General features: G+C 48.8%; 12 protein-coding genes. 4 read left to right on the top strand and 8 right to left on the bottom strand.

From position 1 onward, the window contains the following. Positions 1–34 precede the first annotated feature (34 nt). From chvE to xylA, 3 genes are all read right to left on the bottom strand, one after another. Positions 35–1,123, bottom strand: a complete 1,089-nt coding sequence (chvE, locus tag ACKPBX_RS08625; protein ID WP_319995136.1) for a multiple monosaccharide ABC transporter substrate-binding protein — start codon at positions 1,121–1,123, stop codon at positions 35–37. A gap of 204 nt (positions 1,124–1,327) precedes the next feature. Next, on the bottom strand, positions 1,328–2,821 hold the full coding sequence (xylB, locus tag ACKPBX_RS08620) for a xylulokinase (protein WP_319995135.1): 1,494 nt from the start codon (positions 2,819–2,821) through the stop codon (positions 1,328–1,330). A gap of 52 nt (positions 2,822–2,873) precedes the next feature. Then, positions 2,874–4,181, bottom strand: a complete 1,308-nt coding sequence (gene xylA / locus ACKPBX_RS08615) for a xylose isomerase (protein WP_319995134.1) — start codon at positions 4,179–4,181, stop codon at positions 2,874–2,876. A 145-nt stretch (positions 4,182–4,326) separates the two neighbouring features. On the opposite strand from xylA, the gene ACKPBX_RS08610 reads away from it, so the two are divergent. Further along, positions 4,327–5,484: an ROK family protein gene (locus tag ACKPBX_RS08610; RefSeq protein WP_319995133.1), complete on the top strand. Its 1,158-nt coding sequence runs from the start codon at positions 4,327–4,329 to the stop codon at positions 5,482–5,484. Between the two features lie 65 nt (positions 5,485–5,549). On the opposite strand, the gene ACKPBX_RS08605 is transcribed toward ACKPBX_RS08610, so the two are convergent. From ACKPBX_RS08605 to ACKPBX_RS08595, 3 genes are all read right to left on the bottom strand, one after another. Then, positions 5,550–6,233: an RraA family protein gene (locus tag ACKPBX_RS08605; RefSeq protein ID WP_319995132.1), complete on the bottom strand. Its 684-nt coding sequence runs from the start codon at positions 6,231–6,233 to the stop codon at positions 5,550–5,552. 255 nt (positions 6,234–6,488) lie between these two features. Beyond that, positions 6,489–7,661: an NAD(P)-dependent malic enzyme gene (locus ACKPBX_RS08600; RefSeq protein ID WP_107996064.1), complete on the bottom strand. Its 1,173-nt coding sequence runs from the start codon at positions 7,659–7,661 to the stop codon at positions 6,489–6,491. Positions 7,662–7,705: 44 nt separating this feature from the next. After that, entirely contained in the window at positions 7,706–9,004 is a 1,299-nt protein-coding gene (locus ACKPBX_RS08595) for a 2-hydroxycarboxylate transporter family protein (protein ID WP_319996420.1), read from the bottom strand. 234 nt (positions 9,005–9,238) lie between these two features. Here ACKPBX_RS08595 and ACKPBX_RS08590 point away from each other — a divergent pair, with 234 nt between their 5' ends. Together ACKPBX_RS08590 and ACKPBX_RS08585 are read left to right on the top strand one after the other, a co-directional pair. Beyond that, on the top strand, positions 9,239–10,801 hold the full coding sequence (locus ACKPBX_RS08590; protein WP_319995131.1) for a Spo0B domain-containing protein: 1,563 nt from the start codon (positions 9,239–9,241) through the stop codon (positions 10,799–10,801). Continuing rightward, on the top strand, positions 10,801–11,481 hold the full coding sequence (locus ACKPBX_RS08585) for a response regulator (RefSeq protein WP_319995130.1): 681 nt from the start codon (positions 10,801–10,803) through the stop codon (positions 11,479–11,481). Before ACKPBX_RS08590 ends, ACKPBX_RS08585 begins: the two co-directional genes overlap by 1 nt. Positions 11,482–11,775: 294 nt before the next feature. On the opposite strand, the gene ACKPBX_RS08580 is transcribed toward ACKPBX_RS08585, so the two are convergent. Next, positions 11,776–13,206 (bottom strand): 6-phospho-beta-glucosidase, encoded by a 1,431-nt coding sequence (locus ACKPBX_RS08580; RefSeq protein ID WP_319995129.1) that lies wholly within the window; start codon positions 13,204–13,206, stop codon positions 11,776–11,778. Between the two features lie 624 nt (positions 13,207–13,830). Here ACKPBX_RS08580 and ACKPBX_RS08575 point away from each other — a divergent pair. Continuing rightward, positions 13,831–14,169 carry a YtxH domain-containing protein gene (locus ACKPBX_RS08575; protein ID WP_160117126.1) on the top strand — a complete coding sequence of 113 codons (339 nt, stop codon included), beginning with the start codon at positions 13,831–13,833 and terminating at the stop codon, positions 14,167–14,169. A 74-nt stretch (positions 14,170–14,243) separates the two neighbouring features. On the opposite strand, the gene ACKPBX_RS08570 is transcribed toward ACKPBX_RS08575, so the two are convergent. After that, on the bottom strand, positions 14,244–14,849 hold the full coding sequence (locus ACKPBX_RS08570; RefSeq protein WP_319995128.1) for an NAD(P)-dependent oxidoreductase: 606 nt from the start codon (positions 14,847–14,849) through the stop codon (positions 14,244–14,246). Positions 14,850–15,216 lie beyond the last annotated feature (367 nt).

Below are 15,216 nucleotides of genomic sequence, written 5' to 3'. Positions count from 1 at the left end.
TCGAAATGAGACAGCCTGTGTTCGTTCCTATCATTTATTGCGCTAAATCTTCTTCTGTATAATATTCCGTATCGATCAGTTCAGCTTTATAGTTTTCTTTATCGACAGAAATCGGGTTTGCCAAATAGGTCGGCACCACTTTAACGCTGTTGTCATAGGTTTCAGTGTCATTTACCGGTACTTCTTCACCCTTGAAAATCGCTTCGATCATCTCGATTGTATTTTTAGCCAAGATACGCGTATCTTTGAATACAGTCTGCGTTTGTTCGCCTGCAATGATCGATTTCACGCCGGCTTGGTCTGCATCTTGTCCTGTGATGACCGGCATCGGTTTGTCTGCGGAGCCGTATCCCACCCCTTTCAAAGAAGAGATAACCCCTAGACTGATCGTATCATTGGGAGACAAGACGGCATCCAATGTTTCATCTGTATAGTTTGCGCTCAACAGATTATCCATCCGTCCTTGTGCAGTCGAGCCGTCCCAACGCAGCGTTGCGATTTGGCTGAATTTTGTTTGACCGGAACGAACAACCAGTTGACCGCTATCAAGGTACTGTTGGAATACGGACATCACACCATCGTAATTGATCAATGCATTATTGTCATCTGGAGATCCACTGAATAATTCAATATTATAAGGGCCTTCACCTTCACTCAAGTTCAGTGCATCTTCGATATAAGAAGCCTGTAGAACGCCAACGCCGAAGTTATCGAATGTGGCATAATAATCCACGTGCTCGGAATTCATCAACAGACGGTCGTAAGCGATGACTTCAATATCCTCGTTCGCAGCTTTTTCCAGAACGTTTGTCAAAGCAGAACCATCGATGGGGGCTATCACCAAAAGATCTACGCCCTTCGTGATCATGTTCTCGATTTGCGCAATCTGATTTTCGACTTTGTCTTCTCCATATTGCAAGTCCGTTTTATACCCCAGCTTCTCCAATTCCGTCACCATGTTGTTACCGTCCGAAATCCATCGTTCCATCGATTTCGTTGGCATCGCAATCCCGACATAACCACTTTCTCCGGTAGAAGCGTTGCCACTTCCGCAAGCTCCCAAGACCACTGCAGATAACAAAGTTGCTGTTGCAAGGATACCTTTTTTCAAACTGAATTTCATTCCAAATTCCTCCACTGCTGATTAATTTCACATCTTGACCACACCCACAAAAATAACGCTTACATTAAATGGATTGTCCGTTTCCTTAGCATCATTTCGCGAATCGTGGCTGGATGGTATGAAACCATTCAGCCACGATTCGTTTCCATGATTCAAACCCAAAATCTTAACGTTGCACACTCAAGCGTCTGCACAAACAGACTGTTATTCTTTCGCCAATGCATGACACAATTCTTTTGTCGCTCCGTACACTTGCGTATACAGTGCATATATTTTTTGGTAGGCTGCAACGTTTTCCGGAATAGGCCGGACGACATCTTTGTAGGAAACAAACACGTCCGCGCAAGCTGTCACTGTCGGGAACCACCCGAGTCCGACCGCTGCCAACATTGCAGCACCCAAACCAGGTCCCTGTTCAACTTCCAGACAAGTGATTTCGGTATCGAAAACATCTGCTTGAATCTGCAGCCAATCCGGATTTTTGGCGCCCCCACCAACGGAAACAACCCGCTTAAAGGATTTGCCCGCCACTTTTTCCATCAATACTTGCGAATCCTTCAAGGAGAAGGTGATTCCTTCCAGGACTGCTCGCGCAAAATGTTTGATCGTATGATTCGTGTCCATCCCGATGAAACTGCCGCGGATTTTGCTGTCTACATGCGGCGTGCGTTCTCCGACGATATACGGGGTGAACAACAAGCCGGCCGCACCCGGTTTGATCGCATCCATGCCTTCAAGCAGTTCTTCGAACGTGCTGTCCGGCGCGAAAGTGTCCTTGAACCAGTTGAGGCTGTGGCCCGCCGCCAAGGTGACGCCCATCGAGTAGTAGCCATCCTCAATGGTGTGATTGAACAGATGCAATTTGCCTTGGTAATCCTGCTCAGCCGAATCCTCGAATGCGAGGAACACACCGGATGTTCCGATGCTGGCCATGCCAGTCTCAGCATTCACGATACCTGCGCCAATCGCAGCGCAGGCGTTATCTGCCCCACCCGCAAATATTTTTACTTCCTTTTCAAAGCCGAAGCGGTTCGCCAATTCCGGCCGCAGGTTTCCGGTCTTGCCCGATGATCCGATCAAATCAGGCAGATAGGTTTCCGGGATGCTGAATTTTTCGAGAACAGCTTTGGACCATTCTTTCTTTTCCACATCCAGAAGCAGCGTGCCGGCTGCATCCGAGTAATCCATATGCATAGTGCCGGTCATCCAATATCCCAGATAATCCTTTGGAAGCAGCATATGTCGCACCTTGTCCCAGATTTCCGGCTCGTTTTCCTGGATCCACAGAATTTTTGGCAAAGTGAATCCTTCCAACGCAATGTTTTTCGTGATTGCAAGCAGTTCTTCACCGAAGGCATCTGTGATTACCTTGCACTGTTTGGTTGTCCTGACGTCATTCCACAGAATCGCATTGCGGAGGACGTTATTCTCTTCATCCAGCACAACCAAACTGTGCATTTGGCCGGAGAAGCTGATTCCCTCCAATTTTTCGGTGAAGTCCGCAACTTCATCCTTCAGCCTGTCCAGTACATACTCGCAGGCCAGGATCCATTGTCCCGGATCCTGCTCGCTGTATCCAGATTTCGGATGGATCAGCGGATACTCTTTTTGGGCGGAAGCTACTGCTTTACCGTGCTCATCCAGCAGCAACCCCTTCAATGAACTTGTTCCCAAGTCTATTCCTAACACATACGCCATAACTTCTGCTCCTCTTCTGTTGCATCCATCAGCCGAACGACTTTGGAATGGATTATACTAGGTAATCGTTCAAGCGGGATTTAACGAATTCAAGATGGCTTGACTCCAATTTGATGTCTCCGTTTTGCATGGAATACTCTGTCAACGATTCTAAAGTTTCTTCGTCATACAAGATTCTTGCGCCGATACCTTCATTGTAGCTAGCATAGCGTTTGTCTTTCAGATCATCGAAGAAACGTTCCTCTTTCAACTTGGCAGCAGCTTTCAATCCGCGGGCAAAAGTGTCCATTCCGGCGATATGTGCCAATAACAGATCTTCCATCTCGAATGAAGAGCGGCGTACTTTGGAATCGAAGTTGATTCCGCCCGGCGCAATTCCACCGTTTTCAAGAATTTCATACATAGCCAATGTCGTATCATAGATGTTTGTCGGGAATTCGTCTGTATCCCAGCCCAACAGCATGTCGCCTTGGTTGGCATCGATCGATCCCAGCGCATCGTAGCAGCGGGCCACATTCATTTCATGTTCAAATGTATGTCCAGCCAATGTTGCGTGGTTCGCTTCCAGGTTCAGTTTGAAGTCGCCTTCCAGACCGTATTTTTGGATGAAGGCCATTGTTGTTGCCGCATCGAAGTCGTATTGGTGCTTCGACGGCTCCATCGGTTTTGGTTCGATCAGGAACTGTGGTTTATGGCCGATTTTCTCGCCGTAAGCAACTGCCATTTTGAACAAGCGAGCGATGTTGTCTTGCTCGAATTTCATGTCTGTATTCAATAAGGACTCATAACCTTCACGGCCACCCCAGAAGACATAGTTTGCGCCTCCCAATTTTTTGCTGATGTCCAGGCCTTTTTTAACTTGTGCCGCTGCATAGGCAAAAACTTCAGCGCTATTGGATGAAGCTGCCCCGTTCACATAACGTGGGTGTGAGAACATGTTTGCTGTATTCCACAACAGTTTGATGCCAGTTTGATCCATTTTTGCTTTGATCAGATCCGTGATTTCATCGATGTTGTTGAAGAATTCTTCCAGCGAATCGCCTTCTGGTGCGATATCCACATCATGGAAACAGAAATATTCAACGCCAAGTTTTTCTAAAATTTCAAAGAAAGCTTCCACACGGTTTTTTGCGGTTTCCATTGGAGTGGAACCTTCCCATGTGCGGATGTTCGTAGGGCTTCCGAAAGGATCGGAACCGTCCTGCGTCATTGTGTGCCAGTAAGCTACCGCGAAGCGCAAGTGATCTTTCATCGTTTTGCCCATCACCATTTCAGATGCATTATAATGACGGAAAGCCATTGGATTTTCTGTGGTAACGCCTTCATAATTGATTTTATCTACTGTTGAAAAATAACTCATTTCTTTTCCTCCTCAAAAATGTTATCTTGTCTTTGGGTTAGTTCGCTCAACTAACTCATGAACATAATATAAACGATTATTTTTTTGTTGTCAAGCGCTTTCAGAAGATATATGATAGATAACGAAGGAAGAAGGAGTGGTTTTATTGATTCATAGCAAATATACAATCCGCGAAAACAATGAGGCGACCATTTTGAATGCCATCATCAGCCAGAAAGAAATTTCCCGCGCTGAATTATCCGTGCTTGCCGGTCTGAATAAGGCTTCGGTATCCTCGATCATTAAGAAACTGTTGGATGACGAGTTGATCCATGAGGACCGGATTGGCGATGCCGCACGAATTGGCGGCCGGAAGCCCATCATGCTCACTTTTAATGGAAAAGCTGCGCTTACCCTTTCCTTGGATGTTGCACCTAATTATGTAGAAGGGCTCATCGCCTACATTGATGGAAAGATCCTTTATGAGTCCGAAATCAGAGGTATCAAAGTTTCTTCCGACAATGTCCTCGCCTATATCACGGAAATGGTTGAAAAATTGACGCAACATGCGGTGGAAACGCCTCACGGCATCACGGGACTCTGCGTTGCGATCCACGGACTCGTCACTCAGGAAGAAATCATCTTTACACCCAACTATACTTTGCAGAGCAATCTGAAGGTACAATTAGAAGAAATTTATCCCTTTTATGTATATTTGGAAAATGAAGCGAATCTGGCGGCGCTCGGTGAATATACTTTTGGATCCATTTCGGACAGCGTCGTCAGCCTGAGCATCCATACGGGCATCGGAGCCGGAATTGTCGAAAATGGGAAACTGAGGACCGGGAAAAAAGGTATAGCCGGTGAAATTGGCCACAGCATCCTCTACCCCGATGGCCGAAAGTGTCCTTGCGGCAATGACGGTTGCCTCGAACAGTACGCATCCCATCAGGCCATCTACAGCGAATTGGAACAGATGCTTGCGTTGCCTGACCTCAATTCGTCCGTGGTGATCGAACGCTACAAAAAAGGCGATCCTGTTGTCCAAAAAACACTTCGGACCAATGCGCATTATTTGAGCATCGCCGTCAATAACCTGGCGGTGATCTATGAACCCGATCTAGTGGTGATCAACAGCTCCATTTATTCGCAAATCCCTGAGTTGATCAGCATCCTAAAGGGGGATCTCAAAAGTAAATTATCGTGCGATACCAGTGTTGTCAGCAGCTCGCTCAAGCGAAAAGCGACCTTGTTCGGGGGTGTGGCCAAGTCCACGCAGAACTTCCTGAACATCCAGAACCTGAAAATGAATAAAGACTGGTAAAATCAAAACCACCTGTGCTCCCTGCACAGGTGGTTTTGTCTTCTTTGATTGAATTTTTTCCGCTTTTAATAGCCTAATCTTTTCAATTCCTTTTCCAGGCTGTCCGGGACGATCTGACCGGTCGCTTCGAATTTCGCAATTTGCGCCTCCATCTTATCCACTTGCTCTTGGGCTGCTTGGATGATTTCCTCGGCATGCTCCAACGGAATCACGACGACCCCATTACGGTCCCCGACGATGATGTCCCCGGGGCGCACCGACACGCCGCCACAGGAAATCGGTACATTGACTTCCCCCTTCGCGCCCCTAGTGCTTCTGCCGCAGGTGTTCGCCCGGGCATAAATCGGGAAGCCGAGTGCTTCATTTTCTTCGATATCGCGGAAGGCACCGTCGATTACGACACCGGCTAAACCAATCGCCTTGGCCACCCGGCTGCGGTTGTCGCCCCAAACGCCATTATTGCAGCTACCTTTCGCATCGATGACGATGATGTCACCCGGTTGCGCTACCTCCAAAGCTTTCGGTACAATCAGGCTGTCGCCGAGCAGCAACTGCAGCGTGACAGCAGGCCCGATAATTTTTTGCGTCGTCACCATTGGCTTGATCTGGTAATCCATTGCGCGGAAGACGTCCATCCCGTCGCACAGTTCCGGCACGGTGAATTTGTTCAGTCTTTCCAGCAGGTCCGGTGTCGGTCTGGGGATGTCCTTGTAGATTCTGAAGCCCATTCTTTGCTTGTTTTCGCTCATGTTCATGCCTCCATTTTTTTGATTTTTCCCAAAAAAGAATATTGTTGACTCAACCATATCAGAATAGACGTTTTTTTGTATATATGATAGGGACATGAAAACCAAAGGAAAAACACTTTTCCGACAAATCAGACAGACGAAACAAGAATCTGTTGGACCGTGCGCAATTAGATTGTCGGATTTTAACTCCTTCACCGGCGGACGCAGAAGAAGAAGCTGCCTCACTCTGGAGGCAGCTTCTTCGTTCTCTACTTTTTAAACAAGTACTTCCTCTTTCTTTACTGCATTCATAACGCTGGCGGCTACGATGTCCGCTACGCCCGGAGTGAAGACATCCGGCATGATATAGTCGACGTTCAGTTCCTCATCGCTGACGATGCTGGCGATGCCGCGCGCTGCAGCAAGCTGCATTTCGATCGTGATGTCTTTAGCTCTTGCGTCCAAGGCTCCGCGGAAGATCCCCGGGAATGCGAGCACATTGTTGATCTGGTTCGGGAAGTCGCTGCGACCGGTGCCGACGATATAGGCGCCGCCTGCTTTTGCTTCATCCGGGAAGATTTCCGGTGTCGGGTTCGCCATCGCGAAGATGACCGGTTTTTCGTTCATGGTTGCGATCCATTCCTTCTTCAGGACGCCTGGCGCGGATACGCCGACGAATACGTCCATTCCGACCACTGCATCCTCCAAAGTGCCGGTTCTGAAACTGCGGTTAGTCACTTTTGAAATTTCCACATGGCGTTCGGCCAATTCAGGATCGGTTTCGGAAATGATGCCGGTGCGGTCCACGACCATCAGGTTCTTGATGCCCGCTGAAAGGAACATTTGGCTGATGGCGATCCCTGCAGCACCGCCGCCATTGACGACCACTTGAATCTCATCGATTTTTTTGCCTGTCAGGCGCAAGGAATTGTAAAGGGCAGCCAGAACAATGATCGCGGTCCCGTGTTGGTCATCATGGAAGACCGGAATGTCCAACATCTCTTTCAAACGGCGTTCGATTTCGAAGCAGCGAGGCGCGCTGATGTCTTCCAGGTTGATCCCGCCGAAAGAAGGTGCGATGGCAGCAACGTGCGAGATGATTTCTTCAACATCCTGCGTATTCAAGGAAATAGGAACGGCATCCACATTCCCGAAGCGTTTGAACAAGGCCGCTTTGCCTTCCATAACCGGAATGGCTGCTTCCGGTCCGATATTGCCCAAGCCCAGGACGGCTGATCCGTCGGTTACGACGGCAACCAGATTCTTTTTAGTGGTATAAGTATAGACGGATTCTTTGTTGTTCGCGATTTCCATGCAGACAGCTGCGACGCCCGGTGTATAGGCGATGCTCAGATCTTCCATTGTTTCGATCGGCACTTTTGAGATGACCTCCAATTTACCGCCGAATTTTTTGCTGATAGCCAATGCTTTTTCATTTACATTTGTCATAATGAACACTCTCTCTTTCTTCTCGTTTTAGTTTTTTTATGTTGTTAGAACAGGAAACGCAGTAAGGATGTCATGGAAATGACGGTGATGGCTCCACCCAAACGTGTGGCTACTTGGGCAAATGGCATCAGGTTCATGCGGTTGGAAGCAGATAGGATGGCGACATCCCCGGTTCCGCCCATGCCGCTTTGGCAAGCCGTTACGATGGCTGCTTCGATCGGGTTCATGTTCATTTTTCCACCGACGAAGAAACCGGTCAGGACTACGGTCAACACGACTGAGATCACAACCACGAAATACTGCCAAGAAAGCATGCCGACGACGTCTTTGAGCGGGATGTACAATAAGCCCAAGCCGACCATCAACGGGAAAGTGAAGTTGCCTGAAACGAATTTGTACAGCTGTTTCGAGCCTTTTTCGACATCTTTAGGCAACAGGCTCAAATATTTGATGGTTGCAGCGATAAGGATCATCAGGACCGGTCCCGGGAAGCCCGTAAGTCTTTCCAAAAGTCCGCCTGCGATGAAGAGTGTGCAGGCCGTCAATACGCCGGCGCCCATCAATTTGATGTCCAGCGGGCTCTTGTCTTCCTGCATGGCATCAGCCATATCGTCGTCGCCGCCGAATTTGATCAATTGGCCCTTGCCGCTTTTCTCCGGATATTTTTCGCCTAGGCGATTCAAAATACCGGAGCAGATGATCGCAAAGAAGTTACCGATGATGGTTGCTGGAATCAATTGTCCAACCAATTCCCCACTCGGGATACCGGTGATGGCGCTGTAGCCTAACGATAACGGCAGGATGCCTTCGCCGATTCCGCCGGCGATGATCGGTGTCACGATGTAGAAGAGCGTATGCTCAAAACCCAATCCCAACAAAGTTCCAACTGAAGTTCCGACGATCAAAGCAGCGATCATCGCCACTGCCATCGGAATGATCATCCGAATCAAGCCTTGCACCAGAATCTTGCGGTGCATCCCCAGGATACTTCCGCAGACAAGACAGGCGATGTAGAAATACAGGAAGTTCGCTTCCCTCATCAGCATGTTCGCTGCATCCAGCGTATTTTGGTTGAATACATTCATGAATACCATGATCGATGGCACCATCAGCGACAGGATGGCCGATCCCCCGAAATTTTTCAATCCCGGGATGCTAGCACCGATTCCACCCAGAAGCCAACCCAAACTCAAGATGACTGCGAAACCGCCCAGCATGTTGACGGGCAACTCGCCCAGATAAGCAGAAGCTATTATAATGGCTGACATCACGAGATAAGTCGGCAACGGAATCGCGCCTACCTTCGCATTTTTAAATCTGTCGAAAACCGTCAACTCGGAAATGCCCGGGAGCTGTTCAAGCTCCAATTCTTTTGTCGTGTCTCTCACTTTCCTTCTCCTCCTTTTGATTAACCGCAATTCATAAAGCGCTTTCTTTAACCTGGTTTCATTATGCTACCGCTTACAGATTTAAAATAGATTATTTAATTAATTTAAGCGTTATTCAATTAATTAAATTGAGAACGCCTACTTTCCATTTGGTATAATGACTGTGCAATAGGAAGGGAACATGGAAGAATGATCAAACTGAAGCAAAAATGGAAAAATCAGCGCTTATGGGTGAAGTTGACCTTCATGGTATTGATCACGGTGGCACTGACAGTCAGCGTCCTCTACCTCTCGCTGACGAACCGCATCTATGAAGCGACGCAGACGCAGGAAGAAGAACAGCTCCTGTCCATCGCCGAAATCGTGGCCGCGCAGCCGTTGGTGATCCAAACGCTGAGCAACGGCGCCACCAATCCGGAAGTGCAAACCTATGCCAATCAGATAACCGAAACCTATCAGCTGGACTTCGTCGTGGTCATGACGATGGACCGCATCCGCCTCACCCATCCCGATCCGGAAAAGATCAATGCCCCCTTCCAGGGCGGCGATGAAGAGGACGCGCTTTCGGGCCAGGAGACAACTTCGATTGCGCAAGGTACGTTGGGGCAATCGCTGCGCGCCTTCGTCCCTGTCTTCAATGCTGAAAACGTGGAAATCGGCGTCGTCGCGATCGGCATCAAGACAACAACGCTCGCTTCGATCGCCAAGAAAACGATGCAGCCCTTCTCTGTTAGTTTCGCGGTCAGCCTGCTGTTCGGAGCTGCCGCCGCGATCTTCACTGCATTCCAGCTGAAAAACCAAATGTACAATCTGGAGCCAATCGAAATAGCCCGATTATTGGAAGAACGCAATGCGATGCTGGAGAACACGAAAGACGCCATCCTCGTCACCGACAAGGACAACCGGGTCGTCCTGTCCAATCTGGAGGCCAAAAAACTGTTCCAACGGGACGAGTTGGATGGGCAGGCCATCGTTGGCCTGCCCATCCAATCGCTTTTGCCTGTAGCGCAGGACTTGCAGCTGTTGGCCGGGAAAGACAAAACGACTGACCGGATCTATCATCAGGACGGCGTGGACTACTTGCTTTCGACAGCCCCGATCACCGTCGCCAAGAAGGTCATCGGCCAAATCATCCTGATGCGTGATGCCACGGAGCTCTATCTGCTGACGGATCAGCTGTTCAACGCGGCCACCTACACCACCACCCTGCAGACGCAATCGCATGATTTCCTGAACAAGCTGCATGTCATCTACGGCTTGGCGGACTTGGAGGAATATGAGGAATTGAACGACTACTTAGGCAAAATACTCGAACCGGAGCAGGAATTTTCGCACCGCATGATTTTCCTGGTCAAAAATCCGGTCATCGCCGGCTTCCTGATCGGCGAACGCAGCAAATTCACGGAGCAGAACTATCCGTTCATGATTGAAGTCTACCCGGATGTGCCGCCGACCACCGATCATACGGCTGTCCAATGCTGGATCAACATCATCCGTTTCCTGGACCAATTCATTTTGGAAAACAGATTGGCGGATGACCTGCAGATCCATTTCGGCTTCTGGAACGATCGGTTGGAGACCGTTTACGAATTGCAGCTGGAGCCCGCCATGAAGGAGCGGATTACGGACGAACTGCACACTCCCGTCATTTCCCAACTGCTGAAAAGAGTGGACGGACAACTGGAAATCGAAAGCAATGACCGCCGGATCAAGATTTCTCTGAAGACGGCGTACCGAAAGGAAGGGAACTGATGGTCTATCACGTATTGATTGTGGAGGACGATCCGATGGTATTGTCCATCAATCGTCGTTATCTGGAGAAAATACCCGGCTTTATCGTATCCGGGACTTGCGGCAGCTTTGAGGAGGCCATCCGTTTGACCAGTAAGCATACCTATGACCTGCTTTTGGTCGACGTCAACATCCAGGGCAAAAGCGGATTGGATTTGATCCGGGCACTGCGGAAAAGGGATTACCCGGCCGAGCTGATCATGATCACGGCAGCCGGCGAACAGGAAGCCATCCGGATCGGCCTGCAGTGCGGCATCGTCGACTACATCCTCAAGCCGTTCCAGTTCAAACGCTTCGAGAAGAGCATCGAAGCTTTCGTGCAGCGCCAGGAGCTGCTGCATTCCCGCAATCCGGTCACACAAAAACAATTGGACCAGCTCCACTCGCTGGATAAGCAACCGGATGAGAAGGACGACGACGCCATCGACAAGGGGCTGACCCCTTCGACGCTGGCCATGATCATGGCTTGCATCGACCAACAGAAAGGCGATTTCACCGTAAACGACATCACCAGTCTGGCGAACCTGTCGCATGTATCGGTCAGGAAATATCTGCGCTATCTGGAGGACAAACAGGTCATTGAAATGAGGCTGGAATACGGAACGGTCGGAAGACCGACCGCGTTTTACCGGAAAAAATAATTGGAGTGGCTTGGCCGGAGTTTGATGGTCGGTTTCGGTTGTCACCACCGGTGAGCGGGTCTACGCCGGTGGTGACAGTCGGATTAGTCGGTTATCTCCGGGGGGCAATCCCTCGTCGGAGGTAATGATCGGATTTCTCCGCGAACTCCGGGGATCCGGCCCTCGCCGGAGGTGACAACCCGGCAGCGGGCACGCCGCAAAAAATAGCAGCAGCGAGGCAAAAAATGCCTCACTGCTGCTATTTTTGTGTCTTATGCAATTTCCGCTTGCGTCAGCAAGCAAACCAATTGGCCCTTAGATGGACAAATCTTCTCCGTTGCTGGCGATGACTTGTTTGTACCAGTCGAAGGATTTTTTCTTCGTACGTTTCAGCGTGCCGTTGCCTTCGTTGTCGCGGTCGACGTAGATGAAACCGTAACGTTTCTTCATTTCGCCCGTTCCCGCGCTGACAAGGTCGATACAGCCCCAGCTGGTGTAGCCCAACAGGTCGACGCCATCCAAGTTCACGGCATCTTTCATGGCTTCGATATGCGCAGCCATGTAAGCAATGCGGTAATCGTCTTCGACGTAGCCGTTTTCGTCAGGCACATCGACAGCCCCCAAACCATTTTCAACGATGAACAATGGTTTTTGGTAGCGATCGTACATCGCATTCATCGTGATGCGCAGTCCCAATGGATCGATCTGCCAGCCCCATTCGCTCGCATCCAAGTATGGATTTTTGACGGATTCAAAAATGTTGCCTGCTGTTTTTGCATTCACTTCAGGATCAGCGGAAGCTACGCGTGAAGAATAGTAGGAGAAGGAAATGAAATCGACAGTATTTTCCTTCAGGATTTCTTTGTCGCCTTCCTCCATCTCGATTTTGATGCCTTCGCGCTCCAATTTTTTCAGTGCGTAAGCAGGGTATTCGCCGCGTGATTGCACATCGATGAAGAAGTAGTTTTCACGGTCTTCTTCTTGCGCTTTGAAGACGTCTTTAGGGTCGCAAGTATATGGATAGTATTTCCCGGCAGCCAACATACAGCCCACTTGGTTTTCAGGATCGACTTCATGCGCGATGCGGGTAGCGATTGCGCTGGCCATCAACTCGTGATGCGCAGATTGGAATTTGACTTGTTCTTCGTTTTCGCCTTCTTCGAAGTACAGACCTGCCCCCATGAATGGTGCGTGCAGAATCATGTTGATTTCATTGAAAGTCAACCAATATTTAACCAGTCCTTTGTAGCGATTGAAAATGGCATGGCACAGATTCTCATAGAATCCGACCATCTTGCGGTTGCGCCATCCGCCGTACTCTGTGATCAAGTGCATCGGGCAATCGAAATGCGTGATTGTCACTAATGGCTCGATTCCGTATTTATGGCACTCTTTGAACAGGTCTTCGTAGAATTTCAGACCTTCTTCATTCGGTTCCGTTTCGTCTCCATTTGGGAAGATGCGTGTCCATGCGATCGATAAACGGTAGGTTTTGAAGCCCATTTCGCCGAATAATGCGATGTCTTCTTTATAGCGGTGATACATGTCGATAGCTTCCAACGCAGGATAGAAATGCTCATCATCAAAATCGAACATTTTCATTTTCCCTGTGATGACGGCCCCTCTGTCCTTGCCGACGGGAACAACGTCAACGTTCGCCAAACCGCGTCCACCTTCGTTGTATCCACCTTCACACTGATTGGCAGCAGTAGCGCCGCCCCATAAAAAGTCTTCTCTTAAAGCCATTGTCCATCCTCCTAGATCTTTTTATACTAAAATGTTGCATACAGTTTCATTGCTTTCGCTCATGCAAAAGCTTTCAGCAACCGCTGCCATTCATTTGAATCTTGCCGGTATCGGTTACATTATTAATACTAACACTTTTGGATGGACAATGTAAATATTGTTAGACAAGGAATCAAATTATTGTAGACTCACAGTCAAAATAGAGGCGAGGTTGTTTTTCTCCGGAGAGTATAAGGCCTATTCCTCCGGTGAGCGCCCCTCTGCCGGAGGAGGAGATCCAAAAAAATCATCACCTCTGACCACCGCGGCTTCGCCGGAGGACAGACCCCCGCAACGCATATGACCAATTTTTGCAGATCCGCAAAGAACCATATCGAATGGCCAATTACGAATCCTGATGGAGCACACCGGCCGTTTGAGCATGGTTCAGATCAACAAGAAGATGAGCGATATTTAGGCTGATCTGATGGTTATCATTTTGCTTAATTTTTGGCGTGTTATATACTGAATTCATAAAGAAACTCTGATTTTGTACACATTCAAATAGGTTTTTGGTCAACACTCGTTTGTCTTGATGTCCGTTGGCAGCGTTCGCGTTGCCGCATGAAGAAGGAGGAACCACGAATGGGAAAATTTTCTAGTTTCGTCAAAGGGATTATGATTGGCGGAGGAATCGCCCTACTATTGTCACCTAAGCCAGGAAAAGAAATTCGCAAAGATTTGGCCGACAAAGCCGATGAAACCTTGGACAAGGTGATGGACTACACAGATAAAGCAAAGGAAACTGCAAAAGAAGCCGTCGATCAAGCTAAAGAAATGGCCCAAGAAACGACAGATACGGTGAAGCAACAATTCGCCTCGAAGGCTGCTGAAGTTGAGGGGAAATTCGATGCCGAAACGGAAGCGCCCGTGACAGAGTCGGATGAACTCGATCCAATCGAGGAAGCAATGAAAACATTGTGAGCGTAAACAAATAGAGTGGAAAAGGCACCCTGTCCGGATGGCTTTTCCACTCTATTTTTCAGCTTATTTCGGCTCTACTGAACCTGTTCCGCCACAGCAGTTTGTAATAAGCGTTCCTGCCATTGCGGCTGTCTGCCGTTCAGCACATCATCGATCCCGACGGCTGCGTGGTAGCCCATCAGATCCATCGCTTCGTGCGTGATGATGGCGTTATGCGGTGTCATGATCAGGTTATCCAATTCAAAGAATGGATGATCCTGCGCGATTGGCTCCTCCTGAAAGACATCCAGGGCAGCGCCGTTGATGACACCGCTCTTCAAGGATTCATGAAGCGCCTCCTCGTTGATGAGTTCTCCGCGGGCACAATTGATCAAGTAGGCGTTCGGTTTCATCAAGCGCAGTGTTTCCTGATTGATCATTCCTGTTGTTTCCGCTGTGACAGGGACATGCAAGGAAACGAAATCGGATTTTGCCAAAACTTCCTCCATCGAACCAGCGCAAGTCACGAAGCCTGCATATTCATTTTTCACGAGAAATTCGTCATAAGCAATCACCTTCATGTCGAATCCGTTTGTCGCTTTGCGGGCAACCAGCGAGCCAATGCGTCCCAGACCGATCAGACCGAGTGTCTTGCCTTTCAGCTCCGTCCCCTTGTGTTCGTAGCGCGCCCCAATTGTCATGGCGCACTTGTTGGTCCATGAAAGGGATCTGATGTGCGAGGCTCATGATGATTCCTTCTTTCTCATTATGATGGACCAGCAAAGAACATGCATAGCTGTTGGCTGCCGGATCGTTCCAAACGCTCCGGAATGGGGCAGTGCCGCGTTTTCCGGATGCGAATTGATGTCATTAGTATAGGACAACCAAATCCACAAAGCTATGTTCCGGAAAACTAGAATACACCGCTTACAGCGATCTTTTATTGTTCCGCAAAACAAAAATCCTATCGAGGAAGATACGCGTTTGCTTCAATCGTTTCATAATATCTAGAATTTAGTTGCTTCTATATATTATGAATTCTCATACTTTTTCAAATTATCGTCGATC

The sequence above is a fragment of the Trichococcus shcherbakoviae genome, from assembly GCF_963666195.1.
GTDB classification, from domain to species: Bacteria; Bacillota; Bacilli; order Lactobacillales; family Aerococcaceae; genus Trichococcus; species Trichococcus shcherbakoviae.
Note: the sequence above shows the minus strand (reverse complement) of the source record. Positions and strands in the feature narration are given on the sequence as shown.